Here is a 19,784-nt window from a genome sequence, read left to right as displayed (position 1 = left end):
TTCTCGCTTCAGCTTCGGATTTCACGCCCATGAGCATGGACCTGCAACGTTTCCACGCCACCTTTTTCGAGGAAAGCCGTGAAGGGCTCGACGCGATGGAGGCTGGGCTGCTGTCGCTTGAAGAAGGCAACCGCGACCCGGAAATCATCAACTCGGTGTTCCGCGCCGCGCACTCGATCAAGGGCGGCGCCGCCACCTTCGGCTTCGACGCCGTCGCCGGCCTGACCCACGTGCTGGAGACGCTGCTGGACGAGCTGCGCTCCAACAAGCGCCAGCTCGAACCCAATGCGGTCGATGCCATGCTTGGTTCGGTCGACGTGCTGCGCGCCCTGTTGCGCGAAGCCGAACACGGCACCCCGGCCGACCCGGCTGCGGTCAAGGCCGTGCACACCCGGTTGAATGCCGTGCTTGCTGGCGAAGCGCCGGCGGCCGCGGCGGTCGCCAAGCCGAAGGAAGAAGAACCCGAAGCCTGGCACATCGGTTTCACCCCGGCGCCGTCGCTGTTCATGAGCGGCAACGACCCGTTGCGCATCATCCGCGAGCTCGAACACCTGGGCCCGCTGCAGATCGCCGCGCGTCTGGAGCGCATGCCGGGCTTTGAGAACATCGACCCGCTGGAAGCGTATCTGGCGTGGGACCTGGGCCTGATCGGCAAGATTCCGCGCAGCAAGATCGAAGACACCTTCGCCTGGGTGGTGGACGATTGCGAGCTGGACATCCGCCCAATGGCGGTGCCCGGCCCGCCGCCGAGCCTGGCCGTGGACGCTCCGGGTGCCGCACCGGTTGCAGCGGTCGCTGCCGCACCGAGTGCCGTTGCCGAACCTGCCGCCGCGGCGACACCGGCCAAGGCCGCCGCTGCCGAAGCTGAAAGCTCGATCCGCGTCAGCGTCGACAAGGTCGATGCATTGATCAACCTGGTCGGCGAGCTGGTGATTACCCAGGCCATGCTCAAGCAGGTCTCCACCGGTCTGGACCCGGCGCATGCCGAACAACTGTTCGCCGGCCTGGATCTGCTCGAACGCAATACCCGCGATCTGCAGGAAGCGGTCATCGGCGTGCGCATGCTGCCCGTCGATGCGGTGTTCCGCCGCTTCCCGCGCCTGGTGCGCGACCTCTCCAGCCGCCTCGGCAAGCAGGTGCGCCTGCGCACCATTGGCGAAAGTACCGAGTTGGACAAGGGGTTGATCGAGAAGATTGCCGATCCGTTGGTGCACCTGGTGCGCAACTCGATCGACCATGGCCTGGAAATGCCCGATGCGCGCCGCGCCTCCGGCAAGGACGAAACCGGCACGATTACCCTGGCGGCCTCGCACCAGGGCGGCCACATCGTGATCGAAGTCAGCGACGACGGCCGTGGCCTCAATCGCGCCAAGATCCTGGAAAAAGCGGCCGAGCGCGGCATCGCCGTGCCGGACAACCCGACCGATGCGCAGGTGTGGGACTTGATCTTCGCACCGGGCTTCTCCACCGCCGATGCGGTGACCGACCTGTCCGGTCGTGGCGTGGGCATGGACGTGGTCCGCCGCAACATCCAGGGCCTGGGTGGCGAAGTGCAGCTGGAAAGCAATGCCGGCAGCGGCACCCGCGTGTTGATCCGTCTGCCGCTGACCCTGGCCATCCTGGACGGCATGACCGTGTCGGTCGCCGGCGAAACCCTGATCCTGCCGCTGTCCTACGTGCTCGAAGCCCTGCAGCCGGCACCAGAAGACGTCCGCGCGATGGCCGGCGACGGTCGGGTACTGCGGGTGCGTGGCGAATATCTGCCGATCCTCTCGCTCACCAACTACTACGGCTTCGGCGGGCAGCAGTCCTCCAAGGAATCGCTGGTGGTGGTGGTCGAAGGCGACGGCCAGAAGATCGCGCTGGAAGTGGACGAGTTGCTCGGCCAGCAGCAGGTGGTGGTCAAGAACATCGAGAACAATTACCGGCGCATTCCGGGCGTTTCCGGCGCCACCATCCTCGGCGATGGGCGGGTTTCGCTGATCGTGGACATCGGCGGTCTGGTGCGCTCGCTCAAGGTGCCGCAAGCCGCGTAATGCAGTCGCCGCGGCGTGGATGCCGCGGCGCAAGACTCCGCCACGCCATCGACGCACGATGGTTGCTGGAGCGATCGCCGGCAGTATGGGGACTGCCGGCATCAGCAACACCCGTCCGTCCCGACACGACCGACGGTAGATTCTGGCCCTTTGTCCGGATCTGTCGACTTCGCCACGTCTTTGCCTACCTGCTGGCGGGCGCCACGAGGCCAGTCGTCTCTGCAATACGGGAAGACACGATGAACTGGTTCCGCAATCTTGCCGTCGCCCGCAAGTTGGCCGTGGCGTTTTCATTTACCGCATTGATCACCCTGAGCCTGGGCGGGTTTGCGCTTGCGCGCATGCAATCGAGCGCGCATCTGTTGCGCGAGATCGGCACCGTGTGGGCACCGGCCGTGCAGCAACTGAGCGAAATGCGCGCATTGCTCGGCGAATTCCGCACCTAGGAACTCGCTCAGCTGGCGCACGCCGACGATCCGAAGGCGGTGCAGAATTATTTCGAACGCATGGACAAGGCGCGCGCCGACGTCGCGACGGCGCAGGACGCCTACGCCAAAACCACCACGGCAGGTAGAGAGACCGAGTTGTACGACGAGGTCAAACTGAAACTGTCCGATTACTACAAGGCCAATGCTGCGCTCAGCGCCGCGGTGCGTGCCGGCGATCTGGTCACTGCCAATCGCGTTTCCGACGAGCAATCGCGTCCGGCGCGGCGCGACCTGTTCGCAAAATTGGTGGAGCTGACCAAGTTCAACGTTGCCCACATGGACAGCGAGATCGCGCAGGCCGAGGCAACCTACCGGCGTTCGGTGCACGTCATGCTCGTGGCGATGGCGCTGTTCGTGCTGCTGGCTGCATTTTCCGGTTGGTTCATCGCCCGCAGCATCGCCGGCCCGCTCGGTCGCGCCACGCGGGTGGCCAGTGCCATCGCACAGGGCAAACTGGATAACGCCATCCACGTCGACAGCCGCGACGAAGCCGGGCAACTGCTGCACAGCATGGAAGGCATGCAGCGGCAACTGCAGGCCGTGCTCGCAGCGCAGTCGGAAATGGCCAAGCGCCACGATGCCGGCCAAATCAGCTATCGCATGGAACACGACGCGTTTCCAGGCGACTACGGCACCATGGTGCGCGACACCAACAGCCTGGTCGGCTCGCATATCGCAGTCAAGATGAAACTCGCGCAGATCATGTCGCACTATGCGATCGGCGACTTCAGTCAGGACATGGACCGCCTGCCCGGGGAGAAGGCCGTGCTCAGTTCCACCATGGATACCGTCAAGGCCAACCTGTCGGCGATGAACGGCGAGATCAAGCTGTTGGCGCAGGCCGCCGCCAACGGCGACTTCAGCGTGCGCGGCGACACGCAGCGCTTCCAGTACGATTTCCAGGCGATGGTGGAGAGCCTCAACCAGCTGATGGCGACCGCCGATGCCAACCTGGGCTCGCTGTCCAAGCTGTTGCAGGCCATCGCCGCGGGCGATCTCACCGAGCGCATGCAAGGCCAGTTCAATGGCGTGTTCGCCCAGATGCGCGACGATGCCAATGCCACCACGGCGCAACTTGCCGATATCGTTGGGCGCATCCAGCACGCCACCCTGTCGATCAATACCGCAGCCAGCGAGATCGCGGCCGGCAACAACGATCTGTCGCAGCGCACCGAGCAGCAGGCCGCCAACCTGGAAGAAACCGCCGCATCGATGGAGGAACTCACCTCCACCGTACGCCAGAACGCCGAGCATGCGCGCCAGGCCAACCAACTCGCCATCGGTGCGGCCACGGTTGCCTCGCAAGGCGGCAGCGTGGTGGCGCAGGTGGTGACCACGATGTCCGGCATCGAGGTGTCGTCGAAGAAGATCGCCGACATCATCAGCGTGATCGACGGCATCGCCTTCCAGACCAACATCCTGGCCTTGAACGCTGCGGTAGAAGCGGCGCGTGCCGGCGAACAGGGCCGTGGTTTCGCCGTGGTTGCCTCGGAAGTGCGCACGCTCGCCCAGCGTTCGGCCAGTGCAGCCAAGGAGATCAAGCACCTCATCGACGATTCGGTGAGCAAGGTCGCCGAAGGCTCGGTCCTGGTGGATCGGGCCGGCAAGACCATGGCCGACATCGTCGCCAGCGTGCAGCGCGTCACCGACATCATGGGCGAGATTTCTGCCGCCTCGCAGGAACAGTCGGCCGGGATCGAGCAGGTCAACCTCACTGTGACGCAGATGGACGAAGCCACCCAGCAGAACGCCGCGCTGGTGGAAGAAGCCACCGCCGCGGCACGTGCGATGGAAGAGCAAGCCGGTCAGCTGTCCGATGCGGTGTCGATCTTCAAGGTGCAGCAGGTCGCTGCCGTGGCGCCTGCGGCCAAGCGCCCTGCGCCGCTGCGCCTGGCCGCCGCAAAGCCAGGCGTTGCCAAACCGACCACGACCAAGCGCGCACCCGCACCGGCCGGTGTCGCGGCCAAAGCCACAGCCACAGCCAAGCAACGCCCGGTGGCTGCCACAGCTGGCAACAGCGAGTCGGACTGGCAGGAGTTCTAAGCGCACTGCAGCTGCACGGCCGCAGGATCAGGGGCACGTGCGCCCCAAGCCCCGGCAGCAATGTCGGGGCTTTTTTTGGCGAGAAAACTCTGCTTAGGCGTTTTCGCGTGTCGTTGTCGACAGCTTGCAGTTGGGCGCGTGAGGCGGCGTGCGTCCCTCATCCGGCGCTGCGCGCCAGCTTCTCCCGCAGGAGAAGGACGTCGCTGCGACGCCCATGCAAGTGTGCCGCTGGTCGAAAATCCGTCAAGCGCAGGCGTTTGCGGCCGATACAACAAGCACTGAGGGCCGCATTGCCCGCGCTAGATCGAAGGACGTCCGCATGCACACCGCCAACTCCAACCGCTCTGCACGCACCGTGCTGGGCTGTGTGTTCACCGTCGCGCTGCTGGCTGCCGGCGTCTCGTTGCCGCCCTCCTTCGCCGCCCCGGCAGCGCCGGTCTCGGTGCTTCTGGACAATGTGCCAGTCACCGCATTGCAGTCGCTGGCGGTGGATCTGGCGCAGTTGCGCGACGATCAACGTGCACAGCTTGCCGCCAGGCACGATGCGGCGCGTATCGACGCCTACGACGAGCGTCTGGGCAATCTGCACCAGCGCATCGCACGGCACGCCGGCTACTTCCAGGCCACCGCGCCGCAGGGCGAACAGGCACGCAAATTCGCGCTGGTGCAGCAGCAGCTGGGCAAGTATCTGGCACAGCACCGCCAGGCCAATCGCGCCCTGCACGAGGGCGACCTGCAATACGCACAAGCCTTGTCGCTGGGCCATAGCGGCGATACCCGCCATGTCTTGTGGACCGAACTGCAGAGCCTGCAGCAATCGGTCGCCAGCGCGAACGTTGCGCAGCGCAACTGAGCCGCTGCAGGCAACGCAACGGTGGCCACGAGCGACCGGGCAACATCACGAGCAGTACGCTGCGCTTCACGCTGAACCGTCACGCCCTGTGCGGCCGAGGTAATCGGCGAAACCCCTGCACAGCACGCCGGGCCGCCTGCCGCTGCGGGTCACGCCGTGCCCGATGCTCGATGCTGCACGCGCAGCGCCTCCACCACATTGCCTGATGAATTCGCCAGGCAGATGTGAGCCGTTCGATGCTCGCCGATAGTGCAACCGCCACCGTTGCGCGCGCCGTCGGCGATCACGTCACAGCATGTCTTCCAGGCACTGCCTGGTCCGCTGTGATGCCCAACGCGCTGCCAGTGCATCGGGTACGCAACGCGCCGTGCCAGCAGGTTAACGCACTGAGCAAAGTCAGGCCATTCGCACGTGGCCTGCGCCACACATCGTCCGCAACCCTGCGGTGCGCCCGGCTCAACATTTTCGGAGTCGGGTCGCTATTCGACTTACGCCGTTCACATTCCTTTGCTGGATATCTGCCATGACGCTGAAGACCACGGTTGCAAAAACGCTGGCCAATGTGCCGCTCAAGCGCAAGTTCTTCGTCCAGACTGCCCTGGTTGCGCTGGGCATCATTGCGTTGGCGGTGATCGCCGCACGCATGCAGTACGTCGATCTGACCGATACGCGCCGCGATGGGCTCAAGAGCCAGATCGAGATGGCGATTGCAGTGGTCAATGGCTACGCCGAGCGCGCCGAAAAGGGCGAGATCGACGTGGAGACCGCCAAGAAAAGTGCGCTGCATACCCTGTCGACCATGCGCGCACGTGGCGGTGTGGATTACATCTACGTCACCGACCAGACGCCGACGATGCTGATGCACCCCACCCGGCCCGACCTGGTCGGCAAGCCGTTGAGCGATGTGCTCAGCCCGGACGGCAAGCGCGTGTTTCCGGCGTTCGTCACCGCAGCGCAGGCCGGCGGCGGCTATGTCGATTACACCTGGGCCAAGCCAGGGCAGAAGGATCCGGTGCAGAAAACCTCGTACGCGGCGCTGTACAAGCCGTGGGGCTGGGTGATCGGCACCGGCGTGTACCTGGACGACACTCAATCGCAGGCGCTGGTTTTCACCGGCATCGTTGCGATCGCCGGAGGCGCCTTGGTGCTGATCAATCTGCTGGTGGGCTGGATGATCGGCAACTCCATCCTGGAGCCGGTGTCGCGGGCCCTGGCAGCCATCAAGGGTGTGGCGCGCGGCGACCTGAGCGTGCGTACCGCCGAACACGGCACCGATGAAATCGGCCAGATGCTCAAGGCGACCGACGAGATGGTTCACACCTTGGAGCGCTTCTCCGCGCAGACCAAGGTGATGGTGCACATGCATGCCGGCGACGATGTCACCCACCGCATGCCGACCGATTTCCCGGGCGTCTACGGCGAGCTGGCCACCGGCATCAACACGATGATCTTCGAGCACCTGGATGCCATCGTCGATGCGATCGGCATCCTCAACGAGTATGCGCAAGGCGACCTGTCGCGCAATGCCGCGCGCCTGCCCGGCACGCGCGCGGTGCTGCATGAAGCGATGGATGCAGCCAAGGCCAGCCTGCTGGCGATCAACACCGAGATCAAACGCCTGGCCCAGGCCGCGGCTAACGGCGACTTCAGTCAGCGCGGCGATGCGACGCGCTTCAAGCACGACTCGGCGCGCATGATCAACGACCTCAACGCGATGATGGAGGTCAGCGACCGCAACCTGGGCAAGCTGTCCGAGCTGCTGGCGTCCCTGGCCGAAGGTGACCTCACCGCGCGCCTGGACGGCCAGTACCATGGCGTGTTCGCGCGCATGCGCGACGACGCCAACGCCACGGCCACCCAGCTGGCCGGCATCGTGGGGCGCATCCAGCAGGCCGCCAGTTCCATCACCGGCTCGGCCAGTGAAATCGCCGCCGGCAACAACGATCTGTCGCAGCGCACCGAACAGCAGGCCGCCAGCCTGGAAGAAACCGCCGCCTCGATGGAGGAGCTCACTTCCACCGTCAAGCAGAATGCCGAAAGCGCGCGTCAGGCCAACCAGCTGGCGATCGGCGCCGCCAGCGTGGCCTCGCAGGGCGGCCAGGTGGTGAGCCAGGTGGTGGACACCATGTCCGGCATCCAGACCTCGTCCAGGAAGATCGCCGAGATCATCAGCGTCATCGACGGCATCGCCTTCCAGACCAATATCCTGGCGTTGAATGCTGCGGTGGAAGCCGCACGTGCCGGCGAACAAGGCCGCGGATTCGCGGTGGTCGCCTCGGAAGTACGCACGCTGGCCCAGCGTTCGGCCCTTTGCCGTCGTCGCCTCGGAAGTACGCACGCTGGCCCAGCGTTCGGCCAGTGCGGCCAAAGAGATCAAGCACCTCATCGACGATTCGGTGGGCAAGGTTTCCGAGGGCTCGCTGCTGGTGGATCAGGCCGGCAAGACCATGGCCGAGATCGTCTCTTCGGTGCAGCGCGTCACCGACATCATGAGCGAAATTTCTGCCGCCTCGCAGGAACAGTCGGCCGGGATCGAACAGGTCAACCTCACCGTCACCCAGATGGACGAGAGCACCCAGCAGAACGCGGCGTTGGTGGAAGAAGCCACCGCCGCGGCCAATGCCATGCAACAGCAGGCGCAGCAGCTGGATGAAGCGGTGTCCAGCTTCCGGATCGTCGCTGCCGCCTCCAACCAATTCGGCCATGCAGGCGCACGCGCGCCGACGCGGGTTGCGCTGGCCACCCACTGATCGCAGACGCCCCGCTACGGCGGGGTTGTCTTCTCCGCTCCCCCCTTTCCCTTCCCTTCCGCGGCTACGCCATGACCTCGCCTTCCACCCACTCACCTTTCAGCGGACGCCTGGCGTACCGCCTGATGTTCGGTACGGCGGTCATTGCCTCGCTGTGCTTCGGTTTGACCGCGGCCATCACCTATTGGCAAAGCAGTCGCGCATTGAGCGCCTCAGCTCAGGCCACGATGCAGAATGCCGCGCGCTACCAGGCCGAGCAGATCGGCAGCGACCTTGGCCAGGCGTTGACGACCGGCCAATCGCTGGCCACCACCTTGCTGGTGCAACGCGCCAATGGCGGCATCAGCCGCGACAGTGCCGCAGCCGTGGTGCACGACCAATTGCTGGATCACCCCGAGTGGGTCGGCATGGGCACCTTGTGGGAGCCGCAGGCCTTCGATGGCAAGGACAGCGCATTCGCCAATGCCACGGGCCACGACGCCACCGGCCGCTTCATGACCTACTGGGGACGCAGCGACCAGACACTGGTCCGCGAGCCGCTCACCGATTACGACACCCCCGGCCTGGGCGACTGGAATCTGAAACCACGGGCGCTGCTGCGGCAGACCGTGGCCGAACCCTACGATTACAAGATCGGCGGCAAGACCGTGCTGATGACTACTTTGTCCACGCCGATCCTGCAGGACGGCAAGTATCTGGGCGCGGTCACCGTGGACGTGGCACTGGCGGCATTGCAGCAGCGCCTTGGCGCCTTGCGCCCGATGCAGGACGGTTATGTCGAACTGCTGTCGCCCGCCGGCGTGGTGCTGGCATCGCACGACACCACGCGTATCGGCAAGCAGGTCACCGACGCACGCCACCGCACCATGCTGGAGGCGATCAAGGCCGGCAAGGACGCGTTGGATTTCACTCCCGATGCAGACGGCGCAGTCAGCGCCTACGTTCCGCTACAGATCGGCAAGGCGCAGGAGCGCTTCGCGCTGGGCGTGGTGGTGCCGTATGCCACGATCATGCAGCAGGCGCATCACCTGCTGTGGACCATCCTTGCCGTCGGCCTTGGTTCGGCGCTGGTGCTCAGCGTGGCGCTGTTCGCGCTGCTGCGTCGCCAGGTGGTGCGGCCGCTGGAGGCCGCCGCGCACGTGGCCGATGCGATCGCCTCGGGCAAGCTCGACAACCAGATCACCGTGCAGCGCCAGGACGAAGTGGGCCGCCTGATGGGCGCCATGCAACGCATGCAGAGCGACCTGCGCGAGCGCATCGAGCGCGATGCGCAGGTCGCCAACGAAAACCTGCGCATCCGCACCGCACTGGAACACTCGGAAATGGAAGTGTTGCTGGCCGACGAACAGCACAACGCGGTGTTCATCACCCAAGCGCTGCACACCTCGTTCAAGCAGGGCGAGCCCGCCTTCCATGCCAAGGGCCAGACCGGCTTCAGTGCCGATGCGGTGGTCGGCAAGCCGATGGACTACGTGTTCGGCAACGACAGCGAAGGCACCGCGCGCACGCAGCGCCTGCGTCAGCTGCAGTCCACCAGCACCGAACGCTATCGCTTCGGGCCGGTAACACTGGATCTGACCATGACCCCGCTGTACGCCCCCGATGGCCGCCGCAGCGGCAGCATGCTGCTGTGGCGCAATATCAGTGCCGAAGTCAGCACGCAGCAGGAAGTGGCCGAACTGGTGCAGTCCGCCTTGATGGGCGATTTCGGCCAGCGCCTGGCGCTGGAAGACAAGCACGGGTTCTACCTGGAATTCGGCCGCCAGCTCAATGGCCTGCTGGAAACCACCTCGCTGAGCCTGGAACGGATTTCCAGCCTGCTCAGTGCGCTGGCCGAAGGCGACCTCACCGTACGCATGGACGGCGATTTCCAGGGCGTGTTCGCCCGCATGCGCGACGATGCCAACGCCACGGTGGCGCAGCTCACCGGCATTGTCTCCGGCATCCAGACCTCGGCCACGCAGATCAGCGCAGCCGCCAGCGAAATTGCTGCCGGCAACAACGATCTCTCCCAACGCACCGAACAACAGGCCGCCAATCTGGAAGAAACCGCAGCCTCGATGGAGGAACTCACCTCCACCGTCAAACAGAATGCCGAGCACGCGCGTCAGGCCAACCAGCTGGCGATCGGCGCGGCCGACGTGGCATCGCACGGCGGTTCGGTGGTGGCGCAGGTCGTCACCACGATGTCGGGCATCGAGACCTCGTCCAAGAAAATCGCCGAGATCATCAGCGTCATCGATGGGATCGCATTCCAGACCAATATCCTGGCCTTGAATGCCGCCGTGGAAGCGGCACGTGCCGGCGAACAGGGCCGCGGCTTTGCCGTGGTCGCTTCGGAAGTGCGCACGCTGGCGCAACGTTCGGCTGGTGCTGCAAAGGAGATCAAGCACCTGATCGACGATTCGGTGAGCAAGGTGGAACAAGGCGCGTCGCTGGTGCATCAGGCCGGCACCACCATGAGCGAGATCGTGGCCAGCGTGCAGCGCGTCACCGACATCATGGGCGAAATCTCCGCCGCGTCGCAGGAGCAATCGTCCGGCATCGAGCAGGTCAACCTCACCGTGACGCAGATGGATGAAGCCACGCAGCAAAATGCCGCGCTGGTGGAAGAAGCCACTGCCGCAGCGCGTGCGATGGAAGAACAGGCTGGCCAGCTGACCGAGGCGGTGGCGGTCTTCAGGCTCAACCATGCAGTCAAACCGGTGTTGGCTGCGTCCACTGGCAAACCAGCGATGCGCGCGGTGGGCACCACCAAGCCGGCACCTGCCCGCGGCAAGCGCGTAGCGACACCGCTGCGTCAGTCCGTGGGCAAGTCGTCCGGCACTGCCGTTAACGACAGCCAGTGGCAGGATTTCTAACCGCCCCGTGCGCAGTGGATTGCAAGCGTACACAAGCGTCACCGTACGTACGCAGCGTTACCTGCATTCCACAGCTGCATCCGGCATGGCGCGTCTCGGCGCGCTGCGCATGCCCTGCCCTTCCGCCCGTCCGACGCGCATCAAGAATCATGCAGCGTTGCCGTTAGGGTGGATGACATCGATTGCCTGCGCCCCACCGCAGCAGCCGGTCCAGCAACGCATGCGTGCTGTTGCAGCCAGCACAGCCACGCATGCATCCGGATATTCGTTCCCGCAGGTTGCCACGCAAGGGATGCCATGAAGCCGTCTGTTATCGCCAGCTGTTTTGTGCTGTTGGGTGTGATGGGTCAGGCCCGCGCTGAAGACCCGATCGCGACCGACCGCCCGGATTTCGTGGAATCCAGCCTCACCGTCGGCGACCGCCGCGTGCAGGTGGAAACCAGCGTCGCGTGGGAACGCGACGACGCCGTGGATGCATATTCCACGCCCACGCTGCTGCGCTACGGCCTGGGCCAGACCTGGGAATTGCGGCTGGAAACCGATGGCTGGCAGCGCATCGACCTGCCTGGCGATGCGCAGGTAAGCGGCATGTCCGACGTCTCGCTCGGCATCAAACATCACCTGGCCAGTTCCGACGATGGCAAGACCTCGCTGGCCTGGTTGCTGCATGTGGATCTGCCCAGCGGCGCGCAGGCATTGCGCGGCCATGGTGCGCGCCCCTCGTTCCGGCTGGTGGCCGAATGGGAGCTCAGCGACAGCATGTCCGCGGGCATGATGCCCGGGGTGATCTGGGACGACGATGGCCAGGGCAACCGGTATACCGCTGGCATTTTCGGCGCCGTTCTCGGCAAGGCCTGGAACGACCGCGTGCGCTCGTTCGTCGAAGTGGCGTTGCCGCAGATCGCCAACAGCGACGATGGCGGCACCGTCGCCCTGCTCGATATCGGCTCGGCCTGGCTGCTGAGCAACGACGTCCAACTGGACGCTGTCTACAGCCGCGGACTCAACGACCGCTCACCGGATCACGCGCTCGGCGTGGGCCTGTCTTTCCGCTTCTGACACGGGTTGCACCATGAAGATCATGCACATGCTGGGCGTCCTGGTGCTGGTGGCCGCATTGGCGCTGCTCGCGCTTGGTGGCGTGGGCTATAACGGCCAGCGCGGCCTGCTCGATGCGATTGCCGCACAGGTCATTTCCTCCGACGCGCTACGCAACCACATGCAGGCGGACATGATGCACGACGCCCTGCGCGGCGATGTCACCGCGGCGTTGCTTGCTGCCTCCACGAAAGACGATAAAGCAGTTGCAGCCGCACGCACCGCATTGGGGGAACACGCTGGCGAATTCCGCGAGTCGCTGGCAGCCAACCGCAAACTGCCGCTGGCCCCTGCATTGCGCAGCGAGTTGGACGCGGTGACGCCGGCATTGCAGGCCTATATCGCATCCGCCGACCACGTGGTGAAGGCTGCCGAAACGCACGCGGACAGCGCAGCGGCCTACGCGGATTTCAACGACAAGTTCAGCCAGCTCGAAACCCGCATGGGCGCCATCAGCGAGCGCATCCTGGCCTTGAACGAGGCCAGCCGCCGCCAGGCCGAGCAATACAGCCACCGGGTGATGTGGCAGCAAGGTAGCGCCGTGGTGCTGGCATTGGTGTGCCTGGCGCTGGCGGCCGGCTGGATCCTGCGCTCGGTGTTCGGCCTGCTTGGCGGCGAGCCGCAGCTGGCCATGGCGGCCGCGCAGCACATTGCCGAAGGCCGCCTGGATCAACCGATCCCGGTCGCCGCAAAGCACTCGCGCAGCCTGATGGCCGCCTTGGCGCGCATGCAGCGCGACCTGCGCGAGCGCCTGGAGCGCGAGCGCAGCATCGCGGCCGAAAACCTGCGCATCCGTACCGCACTGGATAACGCATCCACCGGCATGTATATCGCCGACCCGGATCTCACCATCATCTACACCAATAGTGCGCTGCAAAACCTGCTGCATACCTACGCAGACGATGTCCAGGCCTGCGCGCCCGCGTTCCATCGCACGGCCAACCTGGTCGGCCAGCCGGTCTCGCTGCTGGAAGTGGGCAACGCACAGGACGCGGAGATCTATCAGCGTCTGGACCGCCAGGGCGCTGCCCAACGCGAGGTGCAGTACCGCAGCACCTGCATCGCACAGAACGTTTCGGCAATTCGCGACGAGACCGGCGCGCATCTGGGCTTCGTCTGCGAGTGGCGCGACCGCACGGCCGAGGCGCGCGTGGAAATCGACGTTGCCGACGTGGTGCGTAGCGCCGCTGCCGGCGATCTTTCCAAGCGCATCGACAGTACCGGAAAGCAGGGCTTTTTCCTGCAACTGGCGCAACAGCTCAATGCCTTGCTCGATGCCAACGCGGTCAGCATCGCCGAAGTGTCGCGCCTGCTCAGCGCACTGGCCGACGGCGACTTGAGTGCGCGCATGCAGGGCGATTTCCATGGCGTCTTCGCCACGATGCGCAACGACGCCAATACCACCGCCGAGCAACTGGCGCTGGTGATCGGGCGTATCCAGCAGGCCGCCGGCAGCATTCATACCGCCTCCAGCGAAATTGCCGCCGGCAACAACGACCTGTCGCAGCGCACCGAACAACAAGCGGCCAATCTGGAAGAGACTGCCGCCTCGATGGAGGAACTCACTTCCACCGTCAAGCAGAATGCGGAGAGCGCACGCCAGGCCAACCAGCTGGCGATCGGTGCGGCTGGCGTGGCTTCGCAGGGCGGCGCGGTGGTGGCGCAGGTGGTCACCACCATGTCCGGCATCGAAGTTTCATCGAAAAAGATCGCCGAGATCATCAGCGTCATCGATGGCATCGCGTTCCAGACCAACATCCTGGCGCTCAACGCCGCCGTGGAAGCGGCGCGTGCCGGCGAACAGGGCCGGGGTTTTGCCGTTGTGGCCTCCGAGGTGCGCACGCTGGCGCAGCGGTCGGCCGGTGCCGCAAAAGAGATCAAACATTTGATCGACGATTCGGTGAGCAAGGTCGCCGAGGGATCGCAGCTGGTACATCAGGCCGGCACCACCATGGCCGACATCGTTGCCAGCGTGCAGCGCGTCACCGACATCATGGGCGAGATCGCTGCCGCGTCGCAGGAACAGTCGTCGGGCATCGAGCAGGTCAACCTCACCATCACCCAGATGGATGAAGCGACCCAGCAGAACGCCGCGTTAGTGGAGGAAGCCACTGCCGCTGCGCGCACCATGGAAGACCAGGCCAGCCAGCTGGCGCACGCAGTGTCGCGCTTTACCCTGGCCGATGCGCCGCCGTCGCAGGCTGCAACGCCTGCGGCCAAAAAGGCCGCCGTCGTCGCAGTTGCCCGGGCAAGCAAGACCAGCACGCGTGCGCCGGGCGCACGCAAGCCGGCAGTGAACGCACCCGCGGCCACCGCCGGCAACGACAACCAGTGGCAGGACTTCTGAGCAAGGCCGCTCTGCAACTGCGGCCTGGATGTGGCGCAGTGACGCATAGCGCTGTTTAGCGGCCCTGCGACCCGGCCCCATCGCCGCGACAGCTGTATTGCAGCGTTGGCCGGAATCGGCAGGCGTTTGCGTACGCATTAATACTTCACAATTAAAGAATGTGGCGTGTCGGCCGTTAGCGTGCTGGATAACGCCGTCAGGCAATGCTCCGGAGCAAGTGATGAATAAGTTCAACGACTGGCCGATTCGCCGCAAACTGATGTTTGCCTTCTGTCTGAGCGCCGTGCTCACCGCATTACTGGGCGGTTTGGGTTTTTCGCGCATGAAGCAGATGCAGAGCGAAACCACCTTGATCAACCAGGACGTGGTGCCGGTGTTGAGCCGCCTGTCCGAGTTGCGCGGTTTTGCCGGCGAATTCCGCGTCTACGAAGTGGGCCAGTTCCTCAATCTGGAAGACCCGGAGCGCTACGCGTATTTCTTCAAGCGCATGGATGAAATCCAGGCCAAGTACGCCGATACCCAGAAGCAGCTGGACGCCAAGATCGATGCGGCCTCGCCGTTGAAGGCCGAGTACGCCAAGCTGACCGATGCCAGCGCACGCTATTTCGCGGCCAACCAGCAACTGCGCAAGCTCTATGCAGAGCCCGACCGCGCCGCTGCGATGGAGTTTTCGCGCAAGCAATCGGGCGAGATCCGCAAGGAACTGTTCGCCTCGGTGGACAAGCTGTATGCACAGCAGTCCAAGGCGCTGGGCGACATGGTGAGTGCCAGCGCCAGCTCGTTCAAGCTGACCAGCGCAGTGCTGCTGATCGGCACCTTGTTGATGGCCGCCTTGTCGGTGACCTTCGGCTGGTTGATCGCGCGCAGCATCACCAGCCCGATCGCCAAGGCACTGGGCGCCATCCGGGCGGTTTCGCGCGGCGATCTGGGCGTGCAGGTCGGCAAGACCAGCAAGGACGAGATCGGCCAGATGCTCGAGGCCACTGGTGGCATGACCCAGATGCTGCGCCGTTTCTCCGACGAAACCGCGCGCATGTCGCACCTGCATGCTGCCGAAGACATCACCCACCGCATGCCGGAAGATTTTCCCGGCGTCTACGGCAACCTTGCCACCGGCATCAATACGATGATCTTCGAGCATCTCGATGCCATCGTCGATGCAGTGCGCATCCTCAATCAATACGCCCAGGGCGACCTGAGCGAAGATGCGCGTCGCCTGCCCGCCAGCCGCGCGGTGCTGCATGAGGCAATGGATGCAGCCAAGGCCAGCTTGTTGTCGATCAACACCGAGATCAAGCATCTGGCGCAGGCGGCCGCCTCCGGCGATTTCAGTGCGCGTGGCGATGCGCAGCGCTTCAAGTACGACTTCGCCGTGATGGTGTCGGATCTGAACTCGATGATGGAAGTCAGCGACCGCAACCTGGGCAAGCTGTCGCAGCTGCTCGGCGCGGTGGCCGATGGCGACCTGACCGCGCGCATGGACGGGCAATTCCACGGGGTATTCGCACGTCTGCGCGACGACGCCAATGCGACCACCCAGCGCCTGACCGACATCGTGGGCCGCATCAAGCACTCCACCCTGGCCATCAACACGGCCGCCGGCGAGATTGCCGCCGGCAACAACGACCTGTCGCAACGCACCGAGCAGCAGGCGGCCAACCTGGAAGAAACCGCCGCTTCGATGGAAGAGCTCACCTCCACGGTCAAGCAGAACGCCGAGCACGCGCGTCAGGCCAACCAGCTCGCCATCGGCGCGGCAGGCGTGGCATCGCACGGCGGCAACGTGGTCGGCCAGGTGGTCACCACCATGTCCGGCATCGAAACCTCGTCCAAGAAGATCGCCGAGATCATCAGCGTCATCGACGGCATCGCGTTCCAGACCAACATCCTGGCCTTGAATGCCGCGGTGGAAGCGGCGCGCGCCGGCGAGCAGGGCCGTGGCTTTGCCGTGGTGGCCTCGGAAGTGCGCACGCTGGCGCAGCGTTCGGCCGGTGCAGCGAAGGAAATCAAGGGCCTGATCGACGACTCGGTCAGCAAGGTAGCCGAAGGCTCGGCACTGGTGAATCAGGCCGGCAGCACCATGGCCGAGATCGTCTCCTCGGTGCAGCGCGTCACCGACATCATGAGCGAGATTTCTGCCGCCTCGCAGGAGCAGTCGGCCGGCATCGAGCAGGTCAACCAGACCGTCACCCACATGGACGAGGCCACCCAGCAGAACGCCGCGTTGGTGGAAGAAGCCACCGCCGCAGCACGCTCGATGGAAGAGCAGGCGCAGCAGCTCACCGAAGCGGTGGCGCAGTTCCGCCTCTCGGCCGAGCTGGAAGCGGTCACCCGTGCCACGCCGGTGGTGCGCCACATCGCCGCCAAGCGCCCGGTTGCTGCCAGCATGCCGGCCAGCAAGCCGCATGCTGCGCGCCCGGCGGGCCGTGCCGCAGCAGCAGTGGCACCGTCCAACGAATCCGATTGGTCCGAGTTCTAAGCGGCGAGACGGCTGCGCTCGCCGCCAGGTGGGCGCGACCGGCGCCGGGGCAGCTGTTCGCAGCGTGCCGGTCATCGAGTCGAACATCCCGCACGGCTGAAATAGTCGCCGCCATGCAAGCCGCGCTCTCTGGAGCGCGGCTTTTTTATTGCGTCGCCAGATCGAATAAACCCATCGGCACGTCAAAATGGATTATCCGGATACATTTTATAAATGTAAAAAATGAATGATCAGTAGAGCCCGCATTATCCATGGGCTATTTTGACGGATTCGATTCAATAAATCATCGGCTTATTTCACAAGCCTAACTTGAGTTATATTTTTTAGATATCGAGGTATTCATAGAATATACGTGGGCGCCGTTACAGCACATAGCGACAGGTCAGGCGAGTATCGCTGCCGTCAGCGTATCGCTCTTCCCGCTGCTCAACGCGTCCAAGGAACCAGCCATGACTAACCTTCTCCAACGTTATAACGTCGGCCCACGACTGGCCGCCGCCTTCGCCGTTCTTATCGTGCTGTCGGGGCTGATTGCCTTTATCGGCTATCGTGGCCTGAGCACGTCGCGTGCGCTGGTGGATCACCTGGTTAATCAGAACATGGTGAAAATCCGCTTGTCCAACACCATGATGAATGCCAACTCCGTCATTGCCACGCAGATCCGCAATGTCGTGTTGCCGACCTCCAACGAGGACAATCTCAAGTTTATCGAAAACATCAAGAATGCCCGTGCAGACTACGTCAAGGCACGCGAGGCCCTGTACGCAACCCCGCCCTCGGAAGAAGGCAAGGAAATTCGTGCAGAAATCGATCGCCGCCGAGAGATCGTCAAGGGCTTGAACGACAAGGTCATCGAGCTGGTGATGACTGGCCATAGCGACGACGCCCTGCCCTTGCTGCTGACCAAGGCTGCACCGGCGATGCAGCAGTGGCAGGACAAGATCGCAGAAAACATCGCATTGCAGAACAAGCTGGCGGGCGACGCCTCTGCTGCTGCGCTGCAGTCCATGGACGAGTCGCGCAAGTTGCTGATCGGCGGTTCGCTGCTGGTCGTGCTGCTGAGCGGCGCCCTGGGCGTGCTGATCACCCGCAGCCTGACCCAGCCGTTGAGCCGCGCGACCCGCGCTGCAGAATCTATCGCCGGCGGCCGGCTGGATAACGATGTCGATACCCAGTTCAACGACGAGGCCGGGCGCCTGCTCAAGGCGATGAGCAAGATGCAACAACAGTTGCGCAATCTGCTGAGCGCGCAGACCGACATGGCCCGGCGCCATGATGAAGGCCAGATCAGCTACCGCATCGATGCCGATGCGTTCCCAGGCGACTACGGCCGCATGGCAAGCGATACCAACAATCTGGTCGCATCGCATATCGCGGTGAAACTGAAGCTTGCGCAGATCATGGGCCGCTACGCCATCGGCGATCTCAGCGAGGACATGGACAAGCTGCCCGGCGAAAAGGCCGTGCTCACCGACACCATGGCGCAGGTCAAATTCAACCTGTCGGCGATGAATACCGAAATCAAGCACCTGGCCACATCGGCGGCCAATGGCGACTTCAGTGCCCGCGGCGATGCCGAGCGTTTCCAGTACGACTTCCGGGTGATGGTGGAAAGCCTCAACACCTTGATGGCCACCGCCGACGGCAACCTGCAATCGCTCTCGGGCTTGTTGCAGTCGATCGCTGCCGGCGACCTCACCGCACGCATGAGTGGCGAGTTCCATGGCGTGTTTGCGCAGATGCGCGACGATGCCAATGCCACCGCCACCCAGCTGGCCGAGATCGTCAGCGGCATCAAGGCCTCGGCCACGTCGATCAGGGGTGCGGCAAGCGAAATCGCCGCCGGCAATCAGGACCTGTCGCAGCGCACCGAACAGCAGGCCGCCAACCTGGAAGAAACCGCCGCCTCGATGGAAGAGCTCACCTCCACCGTCAAGCAAAACGCCGAAAGCGCACGCCAGGCCAACCAGCTCGCCATCGGCGCGGCCAGCGTGGCCTCGCAGGGCGGCGAGATCGTCAGCAAGGTGGTCGGCACCATGAGCGGGATCGAAGCCTCGTCCAAGAAGATCGCCGACATCATCTCCGTCATCGACGGCATCGCCTTCCAGACCAATATCCTGGCCTTGAACGCGGCCGTGGAAGCGGCGCGCGCCGGCGAACAGGGGCGCGGCTTTGCCGTGGTCGCCTCGGAAGTGCGCACCCTGGCACAGCGCTCTTCGGGCGCCGCCAAGGAGATCAAGAACCTGATCGACGACTCGGTGCAGCGGGTGGCCGAAGGCTCGGTGCTGGTGCACAGCGCCGGCACCACCATGGGCGAGATCGTGGCCAGCGTGCAGCGCGTCACCGACATCATGGGCGAGATTTCTGCGGCCTCGCAGGAGCAGTCGGCCGGGATCGAGCAGGTCAACCAGACCGTCACCAGCATGGACGAAACCACCCAGCAGAACGCCGCGCTGGTGGAAGAGGCCACCGCCGCGGCACGCGCAATGGAAGAACAGGCCCAGCAACTGACCGAAGCGGTGGCGCTGTTTCGGCTATCGGCCGACGCAGGAGCGATGACCCGCACCACGCCGGCGGTGCGCCAGATTGCCGCCAAGCGTCCGGTTGCGGTCAACAAGCCGACGATCAAGCCGCATGTCGCACGCCCGACGGCACGCCCCACTGTTGCGTCGGTCGCATCCGAGGCATCCAATTGGGCCGAGTTCTAATATCGGCCCAGAGACTGCACCTAGACACCGCGTTCGCTGGCGAGCGCGGTGTCTCTTTATGGGCGGTACTTCTAGCACGAGGCGCATCGGCGGGCATCGCGCCCGACACTGCAGCATGGCA

General features: G+C 64.5%; 9 protein-coding genes and 1 pseudogene. All 10 read left to right on the top strand.

All coding sequences use genetic code 11. From position 1 onward, the window contains the following. Nucleotides 1-29: 29 nt before the first annotated feature. The 10 genes and pseudogenes from EO156_RS04155 (at nucleotide 30) to EO156_RS04110 (ending at nucleotide 19,663) form a co-directional block, all read left to right on the top strand. Nucleotides 30-2,036: a chemotaxis protein CheA gene (locus EO156_RS04155; RefSeq protein ID WP_011051221.1), complete on the top strand. Its 2,007-nt coding sequence runs from the start codon at nucleotides 30-32 to the stop codon at nucleotides 2,034-2,036. 239 nt (nucleotides 2,037-2,275) lie between these two features. Continuing rightward, nucleotides 2,276-2,482, top strand: a complete 207-nt coding sequence (locus EO156_RS24295) for an MCP four helix bundle domain-containing protein (RefSeq protein WP_230577938.1) — start codon at nucleotides 2,276-2,278, stop codon at nucleotides 2,480-2,482. Nucleotides 2,483-2,494: 12 nt separating this feature from the next. Further along, on the top strand, nucleotides 2,495-4,567 hold the full coding sequence (locus EO156_RS04150; RefSeq protein ID WP_269467279.1) for a methyl-accepting chemotaxis protein: 2,073 nt from the start codon (nucleotides 2,495-2,497) through the stop codon (nucleotides 4,565-4,567). A gap of 319 nt (nucleotides 4,568-4,886) precedes the next feature. After that, nucleotides 4,887-5,420 carry a hypothetical protein gene (locus EO156_RS04145; protein WP_016851342.1) on the top strand — a complete coding sequence of 178 codons (534 nt, stop codon included), beginning with the start codon at nucleotides 4,887-4,889 and terminating at the stop codon, nucleotides 5,418-5,420. Between the two features lie 523 nt (nucleotides 5,421-5,943). Then, nucleotides 5,944-8,170 (top strand): annotated as a pseudogene (locus tag EO156_RS04140) (methyl-accepting chemotaxis protein). A gap of 71 nt (nucleotides 8,171-8,241) precedes the next feature. Continuing rightward, nucleotides 8,242-11,031: a methyl-accepting chemotaxis protein gene (locus EO156_RS04135; RefSeq protein WP_016851344.1), complete on the top strand. Its 2,790-nt coding sequence runs from the start codon at nucleotides 8,242-8,244 to the stop codon at nucleotides 11,029-11,031. A gap of 297 nt (nucleotides 11,032-11,328) precedes the next feature. Then, entirely contained in the window at nucleotides 11,329-12,090 is a 762-nt protein-coding gene (locus EO156_RS04125; RefSeq protein WP_016851345.1) for a transporter, read from the top strand. Between the two features lie 13 nt (nucleotides 12,091-12,103). Continuing rightward, nucleotides 12,104-14,476, top strand: a complete 2,373-nt coding sequence (locus EO156_RS04120; RefSeq protein WP_016851346.1) for a methyl-accepting chemotaxis protein — start codon at nucleotides 12,104-12,106, stop codon at nucleotides 14,474-14,476. Between the two features lie 220 nt (nucleotides 14,477-14,696). Continuing rightward, nucleotides 14,697-16,955 carry a methyl-accepting chemotaxis protein gene (locus tag EO156_RS04115; RefSeq protein ID WP_016851347.1) on the top strand — a complete coding sequence of 753 codons (2,259 nt, stop codon included), beginning with the start codon at nucleotides 14,697-14,699 and terminating at the stop codon, nucleotides 16,953-16,955. Between the two features lie 449 nt (nucleotides 16,956-17,404). Beyond that, nucleotides 17,405-19,663, top strand: a complete 2,259-nt coding sequence (locus tag EO156_RS04110) for a methyl-accepting chemotaxis protein (protein ID WP_016851348.1) — start codon at nucleotides 17,405-17,407, stop codon at nucleotides 19,661-19,663. The last annotated feature ends 121 nt before the right edge of the window (nucleotides 19,664-19,784 follow it).

This window comes from Xanthomonas sp. DAR33341 (assembly GCF_003992815.1).
GTDB classification, from domain to species: domain Bacteria; phylum Pseudomonadota; class Gammaproteobacteria; order Xanthomonadales; family Xanthomonadaceae; genus Xanthomonas; species Xanthomonas cissicola.
The sequence above is the reverse complement of the archived record's forward strand: the minus strand, read 5'-3'. Positions and strand labels throughout refer to the sequence as shown.

What these genes read in the sequence shown, in the direction of transcription:
- EO156_RS04120 (WP_016851346.1), top strand. Translation starts at nt 12,104, where the DNA reads ATGAAGATCATGCACATGCTGGGCGTCCTGGTGCTGGTGGCCGCATTG.
- EO156_RS04110 (WP_016851348.1), top strand. Translation starts at nt 17,405, where the DNA reads ATGACTAACCTTCTCCAACGTTATAACGTCGGCCCACGACTGGCCGCC.
- EO156_RS04145 (WP_016851342.1), top strand. Translation starts at nt 4,887, where the DNA reads ATGCACACCGCCAACTCCAACCGCTCTGCACGCACCGTGCTGGGCTGT.
- EO156_RS04135 (WP_016851344.1), top strand. Translation starts at nt 8,242, where the DNA reads ATGACCTCGCCTTCCACCCACTCACCTTTCAGCGGACGCCTGGCGTAC.
- EO156_RS04155 (WP_011051221.1), top strand. Translation starts at nt 30, where the DNA reads ATGAGCATGGACCTGCAACGTTTCCACGCCACCTTTTTCGAGGAAAGC.
- EO156_RS24295 (WP_230577938.1), top strand. Translation starts at nt 2,276, where the DNA reads ATGAACTGGTTCCGCAATCTTGCCGTCGCCCGCAAGTTGGCCGTGGCG.
- EO156_RS04125 (WP_016851345.1), top strand. Translation starts at nt 11,329, where the DNA reads ATGAAGCCGTCTGTTATCGCCAGCTGTTTTGTGCTGTTGGGTGTGATG.
- EO156_RS04115 (WP_016851347.1), top strand. Translation starts at nt 14,697, where the DNA reads ATGAATAAGTTCAACGACTGGCCGATTCGCCGCAAACTGATGTTTGCC.